The organism is Bacillus sp. LQ01, assembly GCF_057624735.1.
Window position 1 is genome coordinate 20,505 of record NZ_JBYEZL010000005.1, and the last position, 22,940, is coordinate 43,444.

Here is a 22,940-nt window from a genome sequence, read left to right on the forward strand (position 1 = left end):
AAGGACGTCCACCATGATATTTAAACTTTCTATGTCAGGGCTAAAAAGTAAGCTAAAAGATTATATTGTCTTACTAGTTGGTCTTGTTATGTCAATTTCAATTTTTTACATGTTTCAAACGCTAGCATTAAATAAAACATTTGTTGAAGCAAATACTACTATTCGTTCAATTGCGCCTGTTTTTCAAACAGGTTCAGCTCTATTAGCAATCATTACATTCTTCTATGTTCTATATGCAAATTCTTTTTTAATGTCTCTTCGCCAAAAAGAATTTGGGATGTATATGATGTTAGGTGCAAAAAAACATAAGGTTACATTACTTATGTTTCTAGAAACGATTATTATTGGGGCAGTATCCTTAGTAATTGGAATTACAGTAGGAATAGGGCTTTCACAAGGGATTGGTAAACTCCTCATGAAGCAACTGGATTTTACTGCGAGTGGTTACCAAGGGTTTTATGTACCATCTATGTTAGTTACTTGTATGTTCTTTTTGGTATTATTTGTGTTATCTGCCATTATGAATAGTGTGAAATTATCACGCATCTCCGTTCTGCAACTTGTACATGCAGATGCTTCAGCAGAACGTACAATGATTAAAGGTAAGTGGACTGGGATTGTTTCATTTTTAGCCATTATCTTATTAGGAATTGGATATGCTTCGATGATTTATATGGATGAGTTAAAAGAACAGGGTCCTATGATTGCGATGCTTACAACTACAGCGGGAACGTATTTGTTATTTACTTCTGTCCTTCCGCTTATTATTAAAAAATTAAAGAGTAATAAAAAGCGTAGTGAGAAAGGTCTTAATGCTTTTACATTTGCTCAATTAAACTTTCGTATTAATAGTTTAACAAAGGTACTCGCAACAGTAGCAATGTTAGTAGCACTTGGTGCGGGGGCGATTTCAGGTGGGATGGCCTTCAAAAATAACGTAATTCAATCGACGGATCAACTTGAAATATACGATACAGTCATTCATAATCCAACAGCTGAAGAAAAGAATATTCTAGATGGTATTACATTTAAAGAAAAGAATGAATATCACTATAAAGTAGATGAAAAATATGTTTACTACTTAAAAGAAGATTTAGAGAGAAACCGTCCACTTGTGCAATCTGGAACGGAAAAAAAAGATAGAAAGAAAGTAAAACGAGTTTCTGAAAATCTTCCTGTAGGAGCCATTTCAAAATATGGTGAGGAGAATACCAATATTATCCCAGAAGAGTGGGATGACGCTTTACGCTCTCTTCAACCAACCTATTTAAATTACATGGAAAAAGTAAAAAAAATAGTAGATCAAAAAATGTACGATGGCATACAAGAAAAAGAAAACATTGTTGTAATTGGAAAAACTGAGGATTTTGTAACATATTTAGATAAATGGAAAAAAATTGACGAGTTGCAGCTAGTTAAATATAAAAATATCACAGTTGAAGATATCTTCAGCAAGTATCAAATATACACTATGATTTACGCCAGTGCCAGCGGAACAGTATTTATGGGGTTCTTCTTAGGTATTGCTTTCCTTGCGATGATGGCAAGCTGCCTAATGTTTAAGATTCTTTCGGGTGCATCAAAAGATATTGTACGCTATGAAATGCTTCGTAAAATTGGAGTCCGTCATGAATTATTAGCAAAATCCATTTATAAAGAGTTATTTTTAGTATTTTTATTTCCAGGGATAGTAGGTATGATTCATGTATTATTGGGTATGAAGATTTTTGGTTTCATCTTAATTGACCCATATTTCCGTATTTGGTTACCAATCTTGATTTTCGTAGTTATCTATTCAATCTATTATCTTATTACAGTTCAATTATATAAAGGAATTGTTCTTCCTGAAAAAAAGTAATGAGAATGTGATGTTTTACTGTATATGCTTTATACTTAATTAGGATATCCAATATTTATTAGCATTATAGTTAAATTTCTTTTAGTTAACAAGGTAGCTAGGTTTGATTTAAGCGAATATTTCCTATATGAATAAGAGAGAAAGAGAATATAATTTAAATTTATGTTCTCTTTTTTTATCTAGATAAAATGAATGATTTTCCCCTTAACGTAGAAAAGTCGGTTTTCATCTTCCATAAAATGTATTATTGTGGGTTTTATATCATTTGGTTGGCGGGACTCCATATAAAAAGGTAACCTGCCTTTTACCGTACAGGTTACCTTTTTTAATCATTTTTTAAGAAATTTTTTCATACGAAATAATCTCTATTCTTTATTTACCTTTTATTTTCTCTTTCACTTTCTCAGGTAGTTCGGTTTCTTTTACTGTTTCGTAATCCTTAACGAAATGATTTTCATCAGGATCTTTTGATTTTAATACATGAATACGAAGAAACACAGGGGCCTTTAGTTCTTCCGACACAGTAAAAGTAACTTTAGCCTTTTCTCCGTCCTCATTATAAGCGTCTAATTTATATTCTTTTGTGGTTGGATGCTGTTGCTTATCTTCATTACCTTGAATTTGGACATAATATTCTTTTGCTGTTGCTTTTTCATACAAACCATTTACTTGTCTACACCCAGACATTAAAGTAGTCAAAATTGTTACCAATGCAAGTATAATTATATATTTTTTCATATTTTTATTCCTCCGTATATATATTCATTTGATTATATTCTTATTGTTTAATACCATTTTTTAATCCGATTCTGTTTTTTCATATTCTATAGAATTTATTATAGTTCTTTTGGAAATACAATTCTTTTATACAGTTGCACAGTAATCCAATAATATATTGTATAGATAATGAGAAAAATAGAAATTGGGACCCAAATATTAATATAGGGATCTGTAAAAATGGCTACATATGCAAAAACTTTCATTCCGACTAAAACATGTATTAATCCCAAAATAGCTGGAAATACAAAGATGCTGCCAAGCTCTTTATATATAGATTTTGTAAGTAATTTTTTACGCACACCTATTTTACGAAGCATGTGATAGCGTTCTATATCCCTGGTAGCTCCAGAAAGTATTTTAAACATCAAACAACTTGCCATCATCGCTAAAAATGCAATACCTAAGAAGAATCCCATAAAAACGGTTCCTTTTGAGAAAGCAAGCATCCCTTCATACATACCATACTTTGTTAACAAGGGCTCCTCTTTCTGAGAGGTAGGTAACTGTTTTTGGTGGCGAGTATCTATCTCTTTCAATTCTTTTTTATACTTTAGAAAATCATCTACTTTAGCTACTAAAAATACATGCTCTGACCCAGAAATGGATGTATAATGCTTTTGATCTAAGATATATACTGGTTTCTGATTAAATATTTGCATATTTATCCTAAATTCAAACGCCATTGCTCGGCTCCACTCTGGTGGTAACGTCTTGTACATTTGGTTGTTTCGATTGCCATTAAACATGCTGTAGGCTTCCGCTGGAAGCTTTTCTGTAATACGATGCGGCTGATTTTCTTCTTGATTCAAAAATGTAAGCGGTGGATGAGCAACAAGATCATCCTTTAAATAATAAATCGCTTGATTATTACTCTTATAACGATATTGATTTTTTTCTGTTATTTTCATGTTTTCCAATGCTTCATAATCTGCATGTTCTGGATTCAAAATTGTAATATCATATACTTGAGTTTTATTTGCTCTTAACTCTGTATTTTGTTGCAAAGACATACCACCAGCCATGGCACCAACTCCAAGTCCAATCAACAGTGTAACCGTTCCTAGCATTTTTGCTAGATTGTTAACACGAAATCGTAATTGAGCAAAAGTAAAAGCGTTGATATATTTTTCATTTAAACTTGTTTTTTTCAATACATTTACTAATACAGGTAAAAGAGACATAAATAGTAGATATGTTCCTAATGTAATGGTCAAAAGTGGTATTTGAATATCTGAAACTTTTTTAATCCCAGGACCCATAACCAAATAATAACCTACCCCAACTCCGCCTATTCCCACTATAGCTAATAGCATGGTAGTAAGACTTTTTGCTGGCATACGGTCTATCGTTTGTTCTGTACGAATTAAATGTAACTCTGTTTTCAAAGATAAACGAATCGCATTGATTATAGAAGTAAGGAAAAATAATATGCAAAAAAAGAAACAGGTTTTACTCCAGGCGGGTAGGTAAAAAGCTTGGTATCCTTCTAGAGAAATCTCTAATTGTTTCATTAATAAGAAGCTCACTAGTTTTGAAAGGAGAACCCCTAACATACTTCCCAAAATGATTGCTAAAAACCCCATGCCTAATGTTTCAAAAAACAGTAAGAGACTAATTTTATTTTTCTTTGCACCTAATATTAAATACATTCCCAATTCTTTACAACGTAAGGAAAGTAGAAAAGAATTAGCATAGAAAATATAAAAGAGAGAAACAAACATAAGTAAAATAGAGCCAATTTGAAATGTCAGTGCAATGGAACCGATAATACTATTATGTTTTGTAAATTCTGTATTCATCGCCAGCGTTTGAAACATATAAAAAATAGAAATGGAAATGACTAATCCAATTAATAACACGATATAATCTTTCATCATTTTTCGTATACTGGAAATAGAAAGTTTAAGCAACATGATGTTATATCTCCATTTCTTTTGAAGTAGTATCAAGTGTAGCTAAAGCATCTAAAATTTCTTTATAGAAAGCTTTTCGTGTATTACTTCGATGAATTTGCTTATATAACTCTCCATCTTGAATAAATAAAATACGCCCACAATAACTTGCACTATAAGGATCATGTGTCACCATCATAATAAATACATCCTGTTTAGTATTTAACTGTTGCATGGGATTGATTTTCCCCCTTTTTACCATATACCTTTTCTACTTTATTTACATGTAATACGGTTTTACTCATAAAAGTTACCTCCGATGTGTAATATAATCTCAGGTTGATTCATATATCGCTAGTTTAGCTATTATGCTTTAATGAAGATATCTATTTTTCTTACATCTACCTTACAATGTTGTAATACGGTAATGATTATTATCTTTTCAATCAAAGTATAAGTAATAAAAACCCTCCAACTGATATATAGAAATAAAAAACTATCTATTTCCTTAAAGAGTAAGAAAACAGATGGTTGCGTACAATTTGCTTCTAAACGTACAATTTTCTCAAAATGATATGGTGAAGCCATACCCATTAACTTCAGAACTCATAATACCCCATTGCTATCAAGCTAAGAAAATCAATTACCCCAAAACGAGATTTTTCTATTCTTATTTCTCTACTTTACTTATATAATGGTTTAGATTAATGAATAGTTTTTATTCAGAAAAAGCAAATGTACCTACTGTTAAAATAAAGAGGCGAAAACTTAATAAACCGTAGCGTTCATGTAATCTTTAGGAGTGTAAACCATGAAGTTTTTCAAAAAAACAATCGATTTTCTTAATAGACTAAAGGACAAATGGAAAGAAGATGATTATGAAGGCATTTCTGATTATGAGAGGGAACTTATAGAAGAAATTCCAACTCAAAATCCATATGGACTAATAGGCATGGTTATGGGGGGAGTTTCATTCATATTCGGTTACGCATTTGTAATCATCCCCATATTCACAATTATTTTTTGTATAGTAACCTTCTTTACTTTTGACAAGGAAAAAGAAGATAATCCTATGACTTTCGTTATGGGTATTATGTTGTCACTTTTGAGTATCTGTATGTATATTCAGGGAGACTCTCACCAAATAGAATTATAAATAACTGATAATAATGCATATATTAATGGGCCCCTTTAGAATTACTGAAGGGGATATATGTACCAATCTGTTAGAAATGTTATCAAACGACTAAATAAGGTACCATCACATTGCCATAAAGCTAAGGTTTCACACTATTCATTAAGCAAAAAAGACGTTATTCTTACTGTAGAATTATAGGAAAGGATGGCGTTTTTGTATGTCTATTTCTATATCTGATGAATTACAACTATTTTCTCAAGAGATTCAACGCTTTTTATCTCCAAATATCTTACGAGATCTTGCTAGAGATGTTGGTTTTGTACAACTGAAATCATCAAAAACCACGATGTTATCGGCATAGAGGATTTGCAAGTATCGAATATGTTAAAAAATCGTAAGTTAGCAAAAGCAATTAGTGAAGTATCTTGGTCACAGTTTCGAACCATGTTGGAATATAAAGCAAAATGGTATGGCAAACAAATCATTGTCGTATCGAAAACATTTGCTTCCAGTCAATTATGTTCTTGTTGTGGATATCAAAACAAAGACGTTAAAAATCTAAACCTACGTGAATGGGACTGTCCTTCTTGTCGTACACACCATGATAGGGATATTAACGCAAGTATCAATCTAAAGAATGAAGCAATAAGGCTTCTAACCGCAAGGACTGCGGGGTTAGCCTAATCAATTAGAGTTCGATAGAACTCTTTACTTAGGAATCCCCCACTTTCACTTCTAAGGGAAGTGAAAATGGGGGTAGTTCAAGTGATTAGTTTCTATATCTTTACCTATAAAGATATTTTTATTAAATAATAGAAAAAATAAATTTTGTGTTATTGGTGAAAAAGAAGTGAGGATAGTATATGAAGAGAAGAATTTTAATCGTAGAAGATGAAGAAAATATTCGAGAAGTATGCAAACGGTATTTAGAAAGAGAAGAATATGAAGTTTATACCGCTGTAAATGGTAAAGAAGGTTGGGATTTATTTCTTACACATCAACCAGATTTAATTATATTAGATTTGATGATGCCAAAAAAAGATGGATGGGAATTATGCGAGGAAATTCGTCAACAGTCAAATGTCCCTATTATTATGTTAACTGCTAAGGGAGAGGAAAGGGATCGAATTTTAGGCTTAACAATGGGGGCAGATGATTATTTAACAAAGCCATTTTCCCCCCGTGAATTAGTATTAAGGGTTCAAATTATACTAAGAAGAGGAAGCCATGTACCAATACAAGCGAAAGAGTCTCTATTGGAAGTGATAGAGTTTCCAGATTTAAAAATATATCCAAAGACAAGATATGTACTTGTTTGTGATAAGGAAGTGGAGTTAACGGTGAAAGAGTTTGAGGTACTTTATCTCATGGCAAAGCATCCAAAACAAGTATTTTCTCGCTCGCAGCTTCTTGAATTAATTTGGGATTTTGGACATGAAGGGGCATCAAACACAGTTACCGTATTAGTGAGTCGTTTACGTGAAAAGCTCGAGAAGCATACGATAAAGAATCGTTGGATTCATACGGTTTGGGGTATAGGATATCGCTTTGAGCCAAATGGAGGAAATGAAACATGAGATTACGTATTCAATTGTTACTCATGAATCTATTAAGTACCAGTATTATGGTAATTGCTATATGGTATAGTGAAACGAAAATGTTACTTGAACCGGAACAAACACGGTTATTAACAGTAATTGCATTTGTGGCATTTATTATTTCAACGTTTATTTATTGGTTAATGACACGTCCTATCATGAGATCTATACAAAATTTAATAAAATTGACGAAACAATTTAGTGATAGACACTTTGAAACGATGTATATAATTGGGCAAGAACCACGAGAGTTTAAAGAATTGGCAACTGCCTTTCAACAGATGGCAAAAAAATTAGAAGAAGGGTTTACTAAGTTAGAGCAACAGGAAAACTCTCGTAAGGAGCTAATTACCAATATCTCACACGACTTACGAACACCTATGGCTAGCATGCAAATGATGATAGAAGCATTACAAGATAACCTGATTGAAGATCCTGAAATGAAAAAGCAATACTTAGCAACGGTTTTAAAAGAAATAGAAAGATTAAACGGATTAATTAACGACTTATTTGATCTTTCAAAGTTAGAGTTTGAGCAAGTAGATTTTCACCCAAGTTTCACACATTTAGATAAAGTTCTATTAGATGTATTAGAGTCACATTCTGTCTTATTAGGAGACAAACAAATCCATGTGCAATTGGATGTCCCTGATACATTACCTCGACTTTTGATTATGCCTTGTAAAATAGAAAGGGTCATAGGTAATTTATTACATAATGCAATTCGATATTCTCCTATCTCTGGAACAATTGAATTGACTGTAGTGGAAAATAAACTAACTCAACAGGTCCAATTCACTTTGCGAGATGAAGGAATAGGAATTTCTCCAAATGATCAATTACGTGTATTTGAACGTTTTTTTAGAACAGATCGATCAAGAAGTTCAAAATCTGGAGGTTCCGGACTTGGATTAGCTATTGCAAAATCATTAATTGAAATGCACAAAGGGGAAATTGGTGTAAGGAATCGCGCAGATGGTAAGCAGGGAAGTGAATTTTGGTTCACTCTTCCCATCACATCAGTAAAAAAATAAGATGGCTGAAAGACTTTTGTAACATTTACGTTAGAAAAATGAAAGACCTTCTTGTTAACATATTACTACACAATATGTTACAGGAGGTTTTTTACTTTATGAAAAGAAAATATGTATGGCTTATAGGTGGTTTAATAATCGTATTGGGGATTTTATGGTCATTGTTCCGACCAGAGAAATTATTTATTGATAAGCACGTAAATGAATCATTGCCACAAGCAGAGATACAATCAACTGAAGTAAAGCAGCAAAGTGATCGAGTAATAAGGGAAGGTCAGTTTCAAAACGGTGTCCATGAAACAACCGGAACGGCAAAAATTCACCAATTAGCGGATGGAAAACGTGTTTTACGGCTTTCTAATTTTGCAACATCTAATGGTCCAGATGTACGAGTTGTATTAGTTCCTACAAATCGTTTGAAAAATAATGAAGACGTGAAAAACTATAAGTATATTGAATTAGGAAAATTAAAGGGAAATAAAGGAGACCAAAACTACGAAATTCCTGAAGGGATAGATGTAAATGAATATGGTTCGGTTTCTGTTTGGTGTAAAAGATTTAATGAAAACTTTGGTGCGGTTTATTTTAATAACTAAATATGAACTTAAAATATCCTCTTACAGGAGAAATTCATATGGGTTATGGTAAGTAGCTGCAGCGGACTTAGTTGCTAAGAAGGGCACTCATAAGAGTGTCTTTTTCATATTTCTCAATTTTGGTATATTTTAAAGTTATTGGACGTTTACGGAGAGATTTTATTCGTGCACAAAAAATTTTAAGAGTATGTCAGGAAATCTTTGATTTATAAAAAATATATTTTAAATGTATTATATACAGAAGCCACTTGAGGGGAGGAGTGTTAAATTACAAAACGTATCATAATGTAAGGGGAAGATTTTAGTGAAAGTTTAATGATATGATGGTCACTACACTTTAATTAGGAAGGAAAGAATATGAAATTTCTGTCTCGTTTCTTCTTGATGAGGAGTAATTGATGAATTTGAAACATGATGGAGGGACATGAAAAATGCTAATTAGTATTTCATATAAATGACACTCTAGCCATTCTAATTTCACAGAATTACAGTGTTGAATACGAAAAAATGATTTCTATGTTTTAAAGATAAATTCAATGAAATAACCCGCATAGCCATCAAGATGAAATAGTAGATATATAATAGAAATCCCTTTGTTGACTATATTTTAAATATAATTGAAAATTATGGTCCGTGAAATTTTATAAAGTAGAGTGAGATAAGATTACATTTAATAAAAGTAGGGGAGACTAGAATGTAAGAGTATGAGTCAAATGTATTTACTATTATAAAAATGGAAGGATGTTATGAACGCTGTTTTTAGAAAGTGGAAACTGTCTTTAAACGCGTTAAATGCTGCCAACAAATATTTAGATTGCTTAGTACAAACCCAAACGTATCTGCAGTTTTTAATACTTGTAATAATTTGTATTATTACAGTTTATATACCTTTTCCTTCATTTACATTTAATTATTATACTTTTTAATTATATAGCTTCAATTTAAAATAATTTACCACTAAAAATAAAAGAAAAGGCACCCCTGCTGCAAGATACCTTTTCTAAGGGGTATAACTCATTAGCTAAGCGGCCGTTGGTCAAGTATACCGCCTAGACTATTACATGAGTTATGTTTTTATTATACATTGATCATATCAAAAATATTATCATTAGTGAAATTTACTTTCATTATTTTTTAATTTTAAAGCTGCCATCATAATAATAATGTTCATCAATTTTCATAACATCTACAAATAATCCTGGCTTATAAACTGATGTAATAGGTGTTACAAAGCTCCCATAAATATGCGCAGTACCAGAATCATAATTTGTTTTTTAACTTTGCGAGATAGTTTTAGAGACAACAATAATAGAAATGGAAAAAGAAAGGATAAAAGCAATCTATATACGTCCTAATGTAAAATATATATTGCATTTATTTTATTTGTAATTTAATATATAGAATATAAGATATAAAGTAAAGATTACCTTTACAAACGGGGTGCATTTAATGTCAGTAAGCAAAATAAAAATTGCAAGAACAGAAAAGGGGCTAACTCAACAAGAATTAGCTGAGCTTGTAAATGTTACCCGACAAACAATCGGCCTTATTGAACTTAATAAATACAATCCATCTTTAAAGCTTTGTATTGATATAACTAAATCACTCGATAAAACTTTAGATGAATTATTTTGGGAGGAAAAATAGAATGGAAAAATTTAAAAATTTGTTTTCACTCAGTACACATTCAGATGAAAGAATTCAAGAAATCGAAATGAAAATTTGGGCTCAATCTGGAATTGTGGTTTTATTGCTAGCCTTCTTAGATTTAATAATAAGGGGCGTATACTTACAAAGGCCGTTTCTAGAATGGGCTACAGCTCTTGGTATCATTATCTGTTATATGGTATTCTTCTTTATTAGATCCATTTTAGCTGGTGTTTACGAACCAGAAATCGATAACAAGGAAAAATTAAAACAAAAATTAAAAGCTAAATTATCTTATACTCTTATTTTATCTTTTTCTGGTGTAGCATACACTACATATCATAATCAATTACCTCAAGATATTGTTGGATGGATCTTAGTATGTATTAAGTTTATTCTACTTGTTACTATTTTGTTTGGTATTCAATATTTTATTACTGTATTAGCATGGAATAAATCCAATAAAATTTAATAAGTATAGACAAAAAAGCTTATCTTTTAGTACATAATGATAAGCTTTTTATTATTTTCTTCATCTCTTTTTCGTTTTAGGGGATATTTTGTTTTGTCAGCTTGATAGCGATGTGGCGTGCCCCTAAATGCTTTGAAAATCCGTATTGAATTAAGACTAAAAAGAATCTATTTTGAAAAAAATTAATCAAAATAGATTCCAATTTTTAAATTCTGATTGTAGATTTTATGAAAAAATTGATCAAAACACATGAATATATTAATTACAAAAGTTGACTTACTTGTACTAGAATTATTCTATTCTTCAAACCAAAACAGAGTCTCGATAGGCGCTTCTAAAACTTTTGCGATATCATAAGTAAGTTTGAATGAAGGGTTATATTTTCCGTTTTCGAGATTGCCAATTGTTTCTCTTCTAACCCCAACCTTATTAGCTAAATCTTCCTGAGACATATTTAACTTTACTCTATATTCTTTCATTCGAGTCTTAAGTGGCATCTTGCATTCCTTTCTTTTCCCTACGCTCAAATATTTCTAAGTTAATTAAGAAGGTACCTAATGGTGCAAAAACTGAAATAATAACAAGGAAACGAATTATATGTAGATTTTCAAAAATAAATATACTCAAAACTAGTATGATACCTAGCACCAATGCTACGAAAAAAGCTCTTGTAGCAGCGATGCGAACATGTAGTATAAAAAGCTCATCTGGTACCACTTTTGCATATGCAAAGAAGAAAAAGAAATTGAATAGGAGACCTGCCCAAGTAATATCACCTAAAAATGAGAAAGGTGCCAAAAACCCTAAAAAACCGATAAATCCTAAATAAGCCATTTTATTTTTCATACAATCCTCCTACGTGATATATTTCGCTCTTTATGTTAAAAATATATCACATAGTTTTGCAAATTAAAAGGACTTAAAACAGTGCAAATTTGTTTTAAATCGACAGTAAAACCACAAAAAGATACGTGAAATTGCTGCTAATAGTACCCTTCAAAAGAATTGTTATAACAAAAAACTCACAATATTGATACAATATAATTATTCATTGAAATAAGGAGAAAATAAAATATAAATTTAGGAGGAGAAATACTTTGGAAATAGATCAAATAAAGCATATCCTAAGAAAAAGAGCAACTATCTTTCAAACAGGTGGAAAAAGACCCGATTTATCTATAAATGAAAGTTGGATTGGAAAGATTCCCTATTCATTAGCAAATGAAACTTATCCAATCGACCGCTATGAAGAAAAAATGTATGCGATCATGATGCTTAATTTAACTCAAATACCTTTTGTTCCAGAAGCAGTAAAAGATATGAAAGCCATCGCAGTATTTCTCTCTCCAAACTTTGCTAAAGATTTGTCCAACTTATCAGGAAATTTTTTTATTAGAGAATATGATTCTTTAGAGGAACTAGTACCGAATGAAATGTCACTTACGTTTCCTAATCTAAAACCTTTTCCCTTAATACCTAAATTAGTAACTGATGAGTTTCCACAATGGGATACAGAAGATTTTCCAAACAACATGCAAGATAGAATTTTAGAACTTGAAAACACAAATGAGATTGACTACTACGAGGATATTTTTGAAGAAAATCATTACATACATAAATTAGGTGGCTATGCTTGTTTTGCCCAATCAGGCATCCAATGGCCCGCGGATTATGAATTTGTTTTTCAAATAACAGAAGATCCAAAAGCACATTTAAAGATGATTCATGGTGGCGGAATTTATTTTGCTAAAAATAGTAAAACAAATGATTGGATCGCACATTGTGATTTCTTATAGGAATAATATATAAAGTGACGTTTTCTTATGTGAAATCTTGCTTAGCGTATATTCTCGTTAAAAGGTTGGCGGTATGCCTATAACTACACGCTTTAATAGATTAAAGGAAAAAATGAAGAAATATGTCAAATTACAGGTGTGAGCTAGACCAACTAGTTTCATTGGTTAAAAGAACTTGAATAAAGTTCTTTTTTTATTTTTAATTAATCCCCATAGTGGCACCTCATACCCAAAATCGTTTCGCTACCCCTATAATGGTTCTATCATTGATAAAGCTCTAGTTGATAAATATCTTGAATTTAAATTATTAAACTTATTAATTTGATAACCTAATCCCACAGAGTAACAAAGAATGAACAATTTGAAAGGCCTATAATATGGTCTACGTAAATCGACGAAAATCCTATCTCTTGTGTTGATAAAGCTGCAGAAATATAAAACAGAATATTCCATCTTATATTTATAAAATTTCTAGTTATTTACATATTTAGGGGATAAAGTTATGTTTGTGATGATATACAATAAATGGAGGGAAGGGATCTTATTATGTTTAAAAAAGTAGCTTTAGGGATTTCATCGTTAGCAATCACTACATTTGTAGGTTTAGGAATGGCAACAGAGGCATCTGCTGGTCCTGCAGCACCATTATCTTCATTAAACGTTGTCCAAGTAGAGTCTGAGCAAGGTGGGGTAGAGACAATCAATACTAATAGCTTTAGTACAACAAGAAACCATGGGGGAAGTTACCTATATATTTACACAAAAGAAATTGGATATGGACAAAATCCAATTGCAAAAATGAATGGTTCAGCAGTAAAGAGTATTGGATCAACTGTAATTGGCGGCAACCCAATTGTTGGTTGGTATTATAAGTGGGATGCATCTGGACATCAACAGGGGACATTTGAATATCAAAAAACCTCTATTAATTTCCCATTCAATACAATGCGCACTTCACTTTATATACAATAAATAACCAGGGGTAAATTATAGGAATAACTATTAAGGTACGAGTTCTAATGGGTTAGTTTATTCTTTAAATTGAATACTATTTCTATAATACTTTTCTATTGTTTTATGACCATGTTACCCATTTGTAAAAGTTCATAGTCATGATAGCTCTACGGATCTATATAAACATAATTTTGGAGAATGGAAACCTTTAATTCTTAAAAAATACAGAATAAGAGGAGTTTTAGTATGAAAAAACAAAGTCTAGCTATAGCTACTATTCTATCATTAGGTTTAACTGTATTTGGTGGTACTACCTCTACATTTGCGATGACTGAGCCGAATGATAATGTGATGTTTCAATTTACATCAAAATATATAGGAAATATACCGTCAAAGCCCAAGGACTGTAATAATGTAGACAAATATAAGCTGTGTACAAACAAAGAAGAAGCTGATGCTTGGGGAAAAAAACAATTTAGTAAGTGGAGCAAAGAAGAGAAATCTGCCATAAGAGATTATACAAAAAATGCAAGGCCGTATAATGAATTCTTAAGGACGCATGCGGGTAAATTAGATTCTGATCCTACAATGAAGAAAAAAATTGAATCCTTAGATAAAGGATTAAATAGAAAAGAGGCAAAAGTGAATGACAATATAAAAGTGTATCGAGGGGATGATGCATGGATTTTTGGAAAGGAGTATGATAATTCCATAATAAAAAATGGCAAGGTTGATAGAGAGAAATTCAAGGAAATACAAAAAAAATTCCAAGGAAAAACAATAACAGAATTTGGATATATAAGTACTTCTATACTTATTGATGCCGGATATGCCAAAACAAGACCAGTTATGACAGAATTTAAGGTAGGCTCTGGGACTCATGGTGCTTATATGAATTCAGATGACTTGACTGCATATCCAGGGCAATACGAATTATTATTGCCAAGAAATACCGTCTATAAAATTGAAAAAATATATATAGCTATAGATAACAATACCCAAAAAGAACAAATAAAAGTGGAGGCTACAATTAAATAAATCTAATGAAGTTAAATTTTTAAAAATAAAGTGATTCAGAATAACTATATAAATCCGAATACGCAAAGCATGTAAATAATCCAAATAAAAACCGTAAGGATTTCTAATCTTTACGGTTTTTATCATTTTAGCCAAGAAGACTCCTTCCTCAAGGAGCGTGAAGGGTTACAGCCCAGTGAGTAGGCGGGAGATGAATTGGCTTCGAACAAGGGATGGCAGGAAGCCATCTTAATTGTTCGACATACAGAAAGTGTTACTTCACTATATATCGAATGTATGTTCGATGTGTGATATTTATATACCGAAATGGAGGTGAATGAAATGATGATCAATAAAGCCTATAAGTTTCGTATCTATCCAAATCAAGCACAAGCAATTCTAATCAACAAAACGATTGGTTGTTCCCGCTTTGTATTCAATCATTTCCTATCTGCATTACTATACTATTAGACTCTTTTCTTGAATAAGTCTAATAGTTAATGTGCAGAATTCAAGTGCTTATAAGGAATACTTAGCTAACTGTTCACCCCAAGATGATAATTCAGTTTCAATAAATCCTGCTTTTTTATGTACAAATTTAGCTGTAAGGTTTTCAGGAGCATATCCAATCATTATTATAGAAATATTTGCGTTATTATTTTTTCTTCTTATCTCATCAATTACCAGATGTATAGCTTGTTTACCTATACCTTGTCCTTGAAATTTTTCATCAATCATAAGTCTATAAATCCAATAATTATTATCATCAGGATCTATCCCAAACATAGTAAATCCTATCATTTTTTCATCAAGATAAATACCGTTTGCATAGAAGTTATCTAGAAATTGAACTTCTGCGATAGAATAAAGGTTGGATGCGATAAATGTTTGTTGTTCTTCTGTAACAGCAAGTTTAATCGCTTCTTCCCAATTACTTTTGTCAATAGCTTTTAAATAAATCTTATTCAATCTGATACTCTCCTTCCAATATTGAAGAGGAAACACGTAGTTTATGGGCTAGTGATACGTTATCCTCTTGATTTTTTGCCCAATCAAATAAAAATATTTTCTCATCGACAACGCCTCCTTAAAGATACAAATTAAAACACGTTATTATAATTATATTCTGCCCGCTATAAATTATTTTCCTGTTGAAAAAATCCTATTTCTCTACCTAATTTATCTAAGATATATGATACCAAATATCGGGAGAATTTCTTTGAAAACAATTTTATTTCATCTTGAATCAAAGCTTCAGGAGTTTTACTCAATGGTGCAAAACGGTACGACTTTGTTTTAAATCGCCAGAAACATATATCAAAGTAAAAGGTCCATGTATGTACCTATATCTTGCTGTTGATTTGAAAGGAAATACAAGCGCTTTTTATTTAATTAAAACAAGAGACCGGCAGGCTGCAAAGCGCTATTTCAAGAAATGCTAGCAGACTTTTTATGTTTTGGGAATTGTATTATAACAGTTTTGGTAATTTATCTTGCTCTATAGCAATTGAATGGTTGAAAAAAGAAAAAAGCATACCTAGTGGTATGCCACTTAGACAACAAAAGCGATTGAATAAAATAGTAGAACAAGATCAGCACTTTTTGCTAGGGTTAAAATATTTTGACACATCTATATTCATTCTTTCTGGAGTAGGAGTGATACATATAGTTAAAAAGAATAGGTGAATTATGGGATTAGTCTGTCCAAAATCAGAAAGAATTTATCCATTAATTATTTGGACTTGAAGTATAAGATACAATTCCGTTATGAATCTATGCGTTTAATTCTCTTTTTGTACCAGAATCATCTATATAAGTTCTATGTCACTATAAAAATAAAACTATTATCTTTATTAATAATAATGGTAATTTTTACACTAGAAATTTTAGTATTGCGTATTAAAATTCCTCTATTAATATATTTAAAGCTTTTGACTTAATCCTTTCATATTCCATAGCTCCAGCAAGTTCATCAGCAATTAATGGCGACTTTCTAACATATCTTTCGCGAATTACATCATACAATTCGTATGGAAATAACATATCAATGAACATAATTTTCTTCTGCGCAGGTGTTAAAGGAGAAACTGACTCATATGCGTTAATCATAATTTGAAATTGGTTTTCATTCCAAACACCAGTTGTATCTAATAGAGGAATAATCATTTTACGCAAGTCTCGAATAGGTAGATCGTAAGAAACTGTATCTAAATCAATTACCCAAATTTGATTACTTAGATCTAATAAGGAATTTCCTGTTCCATAATCTTGATGACATAAATTGGGGGATGTTTGTAAATCTTCAGTCCATTTAGTATATTCAGATTCCAATAATCTTTGGTGCGTTTGTTTTGCTTCTAAAATAAACGCATCACTTTCAGCCAAGTATAGCTGTGAAAATGGGTCATCTGGCATAGTTACGGCTAAAGTTTTCCAAATCTCCATCTGTTGAAACCTTTTAATGTAATGATTGGGCCAACGTCCTAGTTTTGTAAATATAGGTATGCCTGGAGGAGGCTTATAGCCAATAGAGGCTACATGGAAATCTGCTAACCCTTTCATAATCATTTCAAGATCTTCTTGCATTGTAAGTTCAAATGGTCTTCCCTCAATCCAATCATAAACAACAAATAAAAATGGACCGTGCTTTGTATACAACTGATTCACTTTACTTGGGATTATGCTCGGAACACGCATGCCTTTGTTGGCTAGATAATCTTGAGCGTGAATGGAAAATAGAGCTTTTTTTTCGGGGCGATGAATCCTCTTTAAACAAAATGGTCCATCTGCAGTATGAATTTTCCATACTAAGGCCAGTTGTCCACCTTGTATTAATTCGATTGTAGTCGCTTGAATATCCCAATGTTGAATCATTGTCCCTGCCAATTCAACCAATTTTTGTTCCTCTTCGGGCGATAATGTATATACCGCTTCTTCATTGTTATTCTCCACATATATCACCATCCTTTTATGCTTTCTTATTACTGTATGGTACATGACCATTTTTGTTCTAGCCATTTGCCTTTAAGAAGAAAAAGTACTATTGACTAAATTTCATAATAAAGGATGAAAAAATGGCTGAAAAATCACAAACACAAAGTTTTTTTCGTAACATATGAAGAAGTTGTATTTTTATGAAACAGGGAGGCGTTTTAATGAAAATAGCAATAATTTCGACTGAAAAGCTACCTGTACCAGCTGTACGAGGTGGAGCTATTCAAATTTATATAGATTCTGTTGCTTCCATTATTGCTTCAAATGGGAAAAATGTGACAGTTATTTCTATAACAGATCCAAATTTGAAACCAGAAGATAAAAACAAAGGTGTAAGGTATATAAGGTTTCCGGAAGAGGAATATCTCGATTATGTTATTAAACATCTGAAACAGGAAAAATATGATGTGGTTCATTTATGCAATCGTCCAAATTGGATTACCATTTTACGTAAGGCAGCACCACAGACGAAATTCGTGTTAAGTGTGCATAATGAAATGTTTGCATATGAAAAAATAAGTGATAAAGAGGGAGAAGCATGTATTGCAGCTGTTTCAAAAATTGTAACAGTTAGTGATTATATAGGAAGAACAATTACCTCGCGATTTCAAGCTGCAAAAGCAAAGACAAGAACAGTATATTCTGGTGTAGATGTAAACGAGTATTATCCTTCGTGGACCGTGAACGGTACAAAAGTTAAAAATCATGTGCAAAAACAGTTGAATTTACAAAATAAAAAAATAGTTTTATTTGTTGGACGCTTAAGTAAAGTAAAAGGTCCTCATATTTTGCTACAAGCTCTTCCTAAAATAATTGAGGAGAATCCAGACATTGTAATGGTTTTTATTGGTTCAAAATGGTTTGGGGATAACAATGTAAATAATTATGTAAAACACTTATATACCTTGGGTGCGATGTTTCCAGAACATGTAGTCTTTATTAAATTTGTTAAGCCAAAGGATATTTCAACACTTTATGCTATGTCAGATATTTTTGTTTGCTCTTCACAGTGGCAAGAGCCTCTTGCTAGGGTACATTACGAAGCAATGGCAGCAGGTTTACCAATAATTACGAGTAATCGAGGTGGCAATCCTGAAGTAATTGAAGAAGGGAAAAATGGATATATTGTCAATGATTTTGAAAACCCTGATGCATATGCAGAAAAAATAATTAATCTTTTAAATAACGAAAATAAAAGAAAACAGTTAGGGAAATATGGACGTACTAAGGTAGAAAAAGAATTTAATTGGAACCGAGTTGCTAAGGATTTAATGAAAGTGTATGGGGAAATTTTATAAATTTTAAGAAGGGGGCGATGAAAGGTGGAAGAAACAACTCGATTAGAGAGTGAACATTTAAAAAAGGTCCTTAGCTTTTATCCATTTGAAATAAGTAATATTTATTTACAATCAAGCAGAAGTGGGAGAACAATGTGGGAAGTTGAAACAGAAGAAGGATTAAAAATATTAAAACAAGCACAAATGCACCCAAAAAGGATGCTATTTATTGCTGGAGCACATTTACATCTTCTTCAAAATGGGTTGCCAATTACAAAAATTCATAAAACAAAAAGAGGGGGCTTTTGTATTGGATCTAATGAGTATGCGTATGTACTATATGATAAGCATCAAGGGAAAGAAGTCATTTATTATAATAAAGAACAATTAGAGAAGGTACTAATATATGCAGGTAAATTCCATCGAGCATCGGAAGGATATATTCCTATGGAAGAAAGTAAAATTCGGAGTCGATTAGGGAAGTGGCATAAATTATACAGATGGAAATTACAAGAATTAGAAGGGAACAAAAGAATTGCGCTTTCCTTTCCAAATGATGTATTTTCAACTATGTTTTTAGAGTATGTTGATAAAATGTTAGAACGTGGAAAGAGAGCATTACAAGAACTAAATGATCCATATTATGACCAATGGACAAAAGAAGTTATTGCATCTAATAGTTTTTGTCAGCAAGATTTTACCTTAGCGAGATTTACAGAAATAGATGATGCTATGTTTATGAAAGAGTTACATTCTATTACAAGTGATTTACCAGTGAGGGACCTACGTATTATCTTAAATAAAGTAATGAAAAAAATGTCAGTTTGGGATACTAATTTAGCTATTCATATGTTGAGTTCATATAATTCAGAAAATTATTTTTCAGAAAAACAATTTCGTGTTCTTTGGACTGATTTATCGTTTCCTCACTTATTCTGTTCAATTGCACATAAATACTATTTAGGACAAAAGCGTTCTTGGTCTGACGAAAAGTATATTTGGGCACTGCAAAATATCATTGCACTTGAAGACTCTAAGGAAGAATTTTTACAAAATTTCTCTGATATTTATCACGAAATCAAGTGCAATAGTGGGGGGAAATAAAATGAGTTCAGAACAAGAAGAAATAGTAATCCCTATTTTAGATTTAGAGAAATTTGTGTTTTCTCCACCAGGGCCAATGGGATGGGAATTAGCAGAGTATGAACAGCAAAAAAATATTGTACTAAATGAATCCTCTGTGCTAGAGAGTTTAGCGATTATTAAGGAAGTGGAATTAGAGGAGTTACCGAAAATCGGATTGCTAGATTTAGAAGAGAAGTCACTATCAAAAACTACAATGATTGATGAAATACAAGATAAAGAGATTCAAGATGTAATAGAGCTGGAAGAACAAAGTGAGGAATTAAATGAAGTCGTTTTAACGCAAATAGAAAAGCCAAAAATAAAAGTCACTATTATTACTCCGGATTATCCATTAAAAGGTCCATGGGTATCAAAATGGGTAAATAAAGCTAGGGAGAACGATTAATGAAACTTCCGCAAATATATTAATCTTTTTATACTCTTTCAACATAGTATATATAAATCTATATGGAAGGAGTTAGGTAAATGGCTGATGTGAAAAGAGCAAAAATAAAACTAGATGTTGAGAATGGCTTTAGTGTTAATCCTGGCGATGATTTACAAGAAGTTCTAAAAACTCTAGCTGAAGTAATACAATCAGGCACGCATAATGGTGTAGAGGTTGAAATTCAATATTTTGATGAAACAGAAGTTACTTTTACGGACGAAGACGAAGACGAAAACGAAGAAGACGAAAACGAAGAAGACGAAAACGAAGACGAAAACGAAGAAGACGAAAACGAAGAAGATGAAGAAGACGAAAACGAAGAAGAAGAAGAAGAAGAAGAGGAAGAGGACGAAGAGGACGAAGAAGACGACGAAGAAGATGACGAAGAAGATGATGAAGAGGACGAAGAGGACGAAGAAGAAGAAGAAAACGAAGAAGATGAAGAAGAAGATGAAGAGGACGAAGAGGACGAAGAAGACGACGAAGAAGATGACGAAGAAGAAGAAGATGAAGAGGACGAAGAGGACGAAGAGGACGAAGAAGACGACGAAGACGAAGAAGAGGACGAAGACGAAGAAGACGAAGAAGACGAAGAAGACGAAGAAGACGAAGATGAAGATGACGAAGACGAAGAAGACGAGGAGGGTGAAGAAGAAGACGCATAAAATAATTAATACTTAAAAACGCTTGGTTTCCCCAAGCGTTTTTTGCTCTCTACATATTTAATAGGTAAGAATATGAACTTCTAAATATAGGAAGAAGTTGACTAGGCATTACCTATATTTTTATTTTATAGTATAGAAATTTCACAAGGAAACAAGATGTAATTCATATTAATCAATTAGGTATACAAATTTGCATTTGGCCGAATCAAGGATAAAAAACCTTAATTGCGAGAACAATTATTTGTAGTCATTTTGTATTTAATTGTTTCCTTGCCATATTAAATCATCTCGTTAAAGAAACGGGAAAAAGATTAACGCAGCATTCTTACTCCATCGAGTTTACCCTATAAAAAAACTTTGTACGGAAATAAAAATGTATTTGTATCAAAAAAATTTAATTCTATTTAGCTCTACGTTTAAATTTTGTGGACCTAAACAAAGTGGATAATAATGGTAGTTTAAATGATTTGAATTTTGAGAGGGCGTAATAAGTTTTTAGAAGGTTGATTTGTAGATTCTGCGACTTTTTTATATACCTGATCAAGTTTTGTGGCTGTATGTTTAAATGTAAAGTTTTCTTCTACAACCTTTCTTCCGTTTTCAGCAATCCATTGTGCAAATTCTCGTTGGGATAGCAAAGCGTGGACAAGTCTGGCAAACTCCATTGGATTATTATACTGTTCTATTAGGCAGCCGTTATATTCATCTGTTATAACTTCAGCATTTCCCCCACGGTTTGTTGTAATAATTGGGATTCCAGCAGCCATTGATTCATAATGAACACGTGCCAATGGTTCGTTCCATTGTGAGCTACATATAAATATATCCCCCATTAGAAAAATATTATGAATTTGATCTGCAGGAATAAATTTGGTGAAAATTACGTGTTCTTTAATTGGCCTAGCCATTTTATATAGCCTTTTCACATATTTATTTACTCGGTTATCACTAAACCATTTACCACCAACAATTACAAGTACCGTATCTTTATGTGTTTGAATAATTTTCTTCATAGCATGAATGAGTAAGTCAGGTCCTTTATTTTTGCATAATCGGCCAACAAATAGAATCACCTTTTTATCTTGGATACCGTATTTTGTACGATATGCATTTCTTATCTTTTGTCCTGTTGGTGTCCAGATGGAGGGGGATTGTTTTAAATTTACACCAGAGTAAACAATAGAAATCTTTTCTTCAGCTTGTGGAAATCTTTCAATCACAGTTTGTTTAATATAGTTGCTAACGGTCACAATGGCGGTAACCATTTCAAGAATAAGATTGCCTTCATAAATGGATAGTTTATGCTCAGCAAACATATCGTTATGAAGACCTAATACAAATTTACTGTGTGGGGAAGCTTGTTTATATAGAGGTATATTTTTAGGGCGATTAAAGACATGTATAATATCAAAGGTATTGGTTTGGAGTGTTCTTATAACATGCTGTTCATATTCTTTTTGAGGTAAATACACGTAATTGACATTATCTTGTGTTTTTTGATTTGGAAGACTTGGATCTGAAATAGAGATAATAGTAAGTTCATAATGTTGACTTATATAGGGGGACACCCCATCAATCATCATTTGAATTGCTCCACCTTTAATTGCTGGAGATGGTAATTTTTCTGTACATATATATGCAATTTTCAT

The 22,940-nt window shown here is 32.0% G+C and carries 21 protein-coding genes and 6 pseudogenes; 17 read left to right on the top strand and 10 right to left on the bottom strand.

Annotated elements, in window-relative coordinates; translation table 11 throughout:
* The first annotated feature begins 13 nt into the window (after positions 1-13).
* On the top strand, positions 14-1,858 hold the full coding sequence (locus tag AC22L0_RS24600) for an FtsX-like permease family protein (protein ID WP_087965520.1): 1,845 nt from the start codon (positions 14-16) through the stop codon (positions 1,856-1,858).
* Between the two features lie 372 nt (positions 1,859-2,230).
* On the opposite strand, the gene AC22L0_RS24605 is transcribed toward AC22L0_RS24600, so the two are convergent.
* The 3 genes and pseudogenes from AC22L0_RS24605 to AC22L0_RS24615 form a co-directional block, all read right to left on the bottom strand.
* Positions 2,231-2,596 carry a YxeA family protein gene (locus AC22L0_RS24605; protein WP_065705842.1) on the bottom strand — a complete coding sequence of 122 codons (366 nt, stop codon included), beginning with the start codon at positions 2,594-2,596 and terminating at the stop codon, positions 2,231-2,233.
* A 98-nt stretch (positions 2,597-2,694) separates the two neighbouring features.
* Positions 2,695-4,551, bottom strand: a complete 1,857-nt coding sequence (locus tag AC22L0_RS24610) for an FtsX-like permease family protein (RefSeq protein WP_377827124.1) — start codon at positions 4,549-4,551, stop codon at positions 2,695-2,697.
* Between the two features lie 4 nt (positions 4,552-4,555).
* A pseudogene (locus AC22L0_RS24615) lies at positions 4,556-4,774 on the bottom strand (bacitracin ABC transporter ATP-binding protein); the annotation flags it as partial.
* A gap of 567 nt (positions 4,775-5,341) precedes the next feature.
* Between AC22L0_RS24615 and AC22L0_RS24620 the strand changes: the two are divergent.
* The 5 genes and pseudogenes from AC22L0_RS24620 to AC22L0_RS24640 all read left to right on the top strand — a co-directional run bounded on the left by AC22L0_RS24620 (position 5,342) and on the right by AC22L0_RS24640 (position 8,896).
* Positions 5,342-5,686 carry a DNA translocase FtsK 4TM domain-containing protein gene (locus tag AC22L0_RS24620; protein ID WP_065705848.1) on the top strand — a complete coding sequence of 115 codons (345 nt, stop codon included), beginning with the start codon at positions 5,342-5,344 and terminating at the stop codon, positions 5,684-5,686.
* Between the two features lie 303 nt (positions 5,687-5,989).
* Positions 5,990-6,352 (top strand): annotated as a pseudogene (locus AC22L0_RS24625) (RNA-guided endonuclease TnpB family protein); the annotation flags it as partial.
* Between the two features lie 179 nt (positions 6,353-6,531).
* On the top strand, positions 6,532-7,245 hold the full coding sequence (locus AC22L0_RS24630; RefSeq protein WP_087965528.1) for a response regulator transcription factor: 714 nt from the start codon (positions 6,532-6,534) through the stop codon (positions 7,243-7,245).
* A complete protein-coding gene (locus tag AC22L0_RS24635; protein WP_087965530.1) occupies positions 7,242-8,300 on the top strand; it encodes a sensor histidine kinase in 1,059 nt (352 codons plus the stop codon). Before AC22L0_RS24630 ends, AC22L0_RS24635 begins: the two co-directional genes overlap by 4 nt.
* A 98-nt stretch (positions 8,301-8,398) precedes the next feature.
* Positions 8,399-8,896, top strand: a complete 498-nt coding sequence (locus AC22L0_RS24640) for a DM13 domain-containing protein (protein ID WP_000824729.1) — start codon at positions 8,399-8,401, stop codon at positions 8,894-8,896.
* A gap of 368 nt (positions 8,897-9,264) precedes the next feature.
* Here AC22L0_RS24640 and AC22L0_RS24645 read toward each other — a convergent pair.
* A pseudogene (locus AC22L0_RS24645) lies at positions 9,265-9,434 on the bottom strand (IS4 family transposase); the annotation flags it as partial.
* Positions 9,435-10,023: 589 nt separating this feature from the next.
* Positions 10,024-10,155: pseudogene (locus AC22L0_RS24650) on the bottom strand (DUF5065 family protein); the annotation flags it as partial.
* Between the two features lie 190 nt (positions 10,156-10,345).
* On the opposite strand from AC22L0_RS24650, the gene AC22L0_RS24655 reads away from it, so the two are divergent.
* Both AC22L0_RS24655 and AC22L0_RS24660 read left to right on the top strand, forming a co-directional pair.
* On the top strand, positions 10,346-10,543 hold the full coding sequence (locus AC22L0_RS24655) for a helix-turn-helix transcriptional regulator (protein WP_140160702.1): 198 nt from the start codon (positions 10,346-10,348) through the stop codon (positions 10,541-10,543).
* A gap of 1 nt (position 10,544) precedes the next feature.
* Positions 10,545-11,015 carry a DUF6773 family protein gene (locus AC22L0_RS24660; RefSeq protein ID WP_140160703.1) on the top strand — a complete coding sequence of 157 codons (471 nt, stop codon included), beginning with the start codon at positions 10,545-10,547 and terminating at the stop codon, positions 11,013-11,015.
* 296 nt (positions 11,016-11,311) lie between these two features.
* Here the strand turns inward: AC22L0_RS24660 and AC22L0_RS24665 are convergent, their stop codons facing one another.
* On the bottom strand, positions 11,312-11,512 hold the full coding sequence (locus tag AC22L0_RS24665; RefSeq protein ID WP_001128814.1) for a helix-turn-helix transcriptional regulator: 201 nt from the start codon (positions 11,510-11,512) through the stop codon (positions 11,312-11,314).
* Positions 11,502-11,861 carry a DUF3796 domain-containing protein gene (locus tag AC22L0_RS24670; RefSeq protein WP_087965534.1) on the bottom strand — a complete coding sequence of 120 codons (360 nt, stop codon included), beginning with the start codon at positions 11,859-11,861 and terminating at the stop codon, positions 11,502-11,504. Before AC22L0_RS24670 ends, AC22L0_RS24665 begins: the two co-directional genes overlap by 11 nt.
* Before the next feature lie 251 nt (positions 11,862-12,112).
* On the opposite strand from AC22L0_RS24670, the gene AC22L0_RS24675 reads away from it, so the two are divergent.
* The 4 genes and pseudogenes from AC22L0_RS24675 to AC22L0_RS24690 form a co-directional block, all read left to right on the top strand.
* Entirely contained in the window at positions 12,113-12,811 is a 699-nt protein-coding gene (locus AC22L0_RS24675) for a DUF1963 domain-containing protein (RefSeq protein ID WP_087965537.1), read from the top strand.
* A 546-nt stretch (positions 12,812-13,357) separates the two neighbouring features.
* Entirely contained in the window at positions 13,358-13,783 is a 426-nt protein-coding gene (locus tag AC22L0_RS24680) for a DUF4879 domain-containing protein (RefSeq protein WP_046960447.1), read from the top strand.
* A gap of 228 nt (positions 13,784-14,011) precedes the next feature.
* Positions 14,012-14,803 (top strand): ADP-ribosyltransferase, encoded by a 792-nt coding sequence (locus AC22L0_RS24685; RefSeq protein WP_487272467.1) that lies wholly within the window; start codon positions 14,012-14,014, stop codon positions 14,801-14,803.
* 321 nt (positions 14,804-15,124) lie between these two features.
* Positions 15,125-15,235, top strand: a pseudogene (locus AC22L0_RS24690) (helix-turn-helix domain-containing protein); the annotation flags it as partial.
* 66 nt (positions 15,236-15,301) lie between these two features.
* Here the strand turns inward: AC22L0_RS24690 and AC22L0_RS24695 are convergent.
* Positions 15,302-15,751, bottom strand: a complete 450-nt coding sequence (locus AC22L0_RS24695; protein WP_487272468.1) for a GNAT family N-acetyltransferase — start codon at positions 15,749-15,751, stop codon at positions 15,302-15,304.
* Between the two features lie 338 nt (positions 15,752-16,089).
* On the opposite strand from AC22L0_RS24695, the pseudogene AC22L0_RS24700 reads away from it, so the two are divergent.
* Positions 16,090-16,481, top strand: a pseudogene (locus AC22L0_RS24700) (DDE-type integrase/transposase/recombinase); the annotation flags it as partial.
* A 200-nt stretch (positions 16,482-16,681) separates the two neighbouring features.
* On the opposite strand, the gene cotI reads toward AC22L0_RS24700, so the two are convergent.
* Complete coding sequence (cotI, locus tag AC22L0_RS24705; protein ID WP_487272514.1) at positions 16,682-17,785, bottom strand: spore coat kinase CotI; 1,104 nt, start codon at positions 17,783-17,785, stop codon at positions 16,682-16,684.
* A 152-nt stretch (positions 17,786-17,937) separates the two neighbouring features.
* On the opposite strand from cotI, the gene AC22L0_RS24710 reads away from it, so the two are divergent.
* The 4 genes from AC22L0_RS24710 to AC22L0_RS24725 all read left to right on the top strand — a co-directional run bounded on the left by AC22L0_RS24710 (position 17,938) and on the right by AC22L0_RS24725 (position 21,291).
* Complete coding sequence (locus tag AC22L0_RS24710) at positions 17,938-19,074, top strand: glycosyltransferase family 4 protein (RefSeq protein ID WP_087965549.1); 1,137 nt, start codon at positions 17,938-17,940, stop codon at positions 19,072-19,074.
* A gap of 24 nt (positions 19,075-19,098) precedes the next feature.
* A complete protein-coding gene (cotS, locus tag AC22L0_RS24715; RefSeq protein WP_087965550.1) occupies positions 19,099-20,157 on the top strand; it encodes a spore coat putative kinase CotS in 1,059 nt (352 codons plus the stop codon).
* 1 nt (position 20,158) lies between these two features.
* The gene (locus tag AC22L0_RS24720) at positions 20,159-20,584 is read left to right on the top strand and encodes a hypothetical protein (protein WP_487272469.1); all 426 of its coding nucleotides are present in this window, start codon (positions 20,159-20,161) and stop codon (positions 20,582-20,584) included.
* An 80-nt stretch (positions 20,585-20,664) separates the two neighbouring features.
* The gene (locus AC22L0_RS24725) at positions 20,665-21,291 is read left to right on the top strand and encodes an AAA family ATPase (RefSeq protein WP_487272470.1); all 627 of its coding nucleotides are present in this window, start codon (positions 20,665-20,667) and stop codon (positions 21,289-21,291) included.
* 458 nt (positions 21,292-21,749) lie between these two features.
* On the opposite strand, the gene AC22L0_RS24730 is transcribed toward AC22L0_RS24725, so the two are convergent.
* Complete coding sequence (locus AC22L0_RS24730) at positions 21,750-22,940, bottom strand: glycosyltransferase family 4 protein (protein WP_087965554.1); 1,191 nt, start codon at positions 22,938-22,940, stop codon at positions 21,750-21,752.

Bases quoted from the DNA above. Each gene is read 5' to 3' on its own strand.
- AC22L0_RS24600 (WP_087965520.1), top strand. From the start codon at position 14: ATGATATTTAAACTTTCTATGTCAGGGCTAAAAAGTAAGCTAAAAGAT.
- AC22L0_RS24605 (WP_065705842.1), bottom strand. From the start codon at position 2,596: ATGAAAAAATATATAATTATACTTGCATTGGTAACAATTTTGACTACT.
- AC22L0_RS24610 (WP_377827124.1), bottom strand. From the start codon at position 4,551: ATGTTGCTTAAACTTTCTATTTCCAGTATACGAAAAATGATGAAAGAT.
- AC22L0_RS24620 (WP_065705848.1), top strand. From the start codon at position 5,342: ATGAAGTTTTTCAAAAAAACAATCGATTTTCTTAATAGACTAAAGGAC.
- AC22L0_RS24630 (WP_087965528.1), top strand. From the start codon at position 6,532: ATGAAGAGAAGAATTTTAATCGTAGAAGATGAAGAAAATATTCGAGAA.
- AC22L0_RS24635 (WP_087965530.1), top strand. From the start codon at position 7,242: ATGAGATTACGTATTCAATTGTTACTCATGAATCTATTAAGTACCAGT.
- AC22L0_RS24640 (WP_000824729.1), top strand. From the start codon at position 8,399: ATGAAAAGAAAATATGTATGGCTTATAGGTGGTTTAATAATCGTATTG.
- AC22L0_RS24655 (WP_140160702.1), top strand. From the start codon at position 10,346: ATGTCAGTAAGCAAAATAAAAATTGCAAGAACAGAAAAGGGGCTAACT.
- AC22L0_RS24660 (WP_140160703.1), top strand. From the start codon at position 10,545: ATGGAAAAATTTAAAAATTTGTTTTCACTCAGTACACATTCAGATGAA.
- AC22L0_RS24665 (WP_001128814.1), bottom strand. From the start codon at position 11,512: ATGCCACTTAAGACTCGAATGAAAGAATATAGAGTAAAGTTAAATATG.
- AC22L0_RS24670 (WP_087965534.1), bottom strand. From the start codon at position 11,861: ATGAAAAATAAAATGGCTTATTTAGGATTTATCGGTTTTTTAGGGTTT.
- AC22L0_RS24680 (WP_046960447.1), top strand. From the start codon at position 13,358: ATGTTTAAAAAAGTAGCTTTAGGGATTTCATCGTTAGCAATCACTACA.
- AC22L0_RS24685 (WP_487272467.1), top strand. From the start codon at position 14,012: ATGAAAAAACAAAGTCTAGCTATAGCTACTATTCTATCATTAGGTTTA.
- cotI (WP_487272514.1), bottom strand. From the start codon at position 17,785: ATGGTCATGTACCATACAGTAATAAGAAAGCATAAAAGGATGGTGATA.
- AC22L0_RS24710 (WP_087965549.1), top strand. From the start codon at position 17,938: ATGAAAATAGCAATAATTTCGACTGAAAAGCTACCTGTACCAGCTGTA.
- AC22L0_RS24720 (WP_487272469.1), top strand. From the start codon at position 20,159: ATGAGTTCAGAACAAGAAGAAATAGTAATCCCTATTTTAGATTTAGAG.
- AC22L0_RS24725 (WP_487272470.1), top strand. From the start codon at position 20,665: ATGGCTGATGTGAAAAGAGCAAAAATAAAACTAGATGTTGAGAATGGC.
- AC22L0_RS24730 (WP_087965554.1), bottom strand. From the start codon at position 22,940: ATGAAAATTGCATATATATGTACAGAAAAATTACCATCTCCAGCAATT.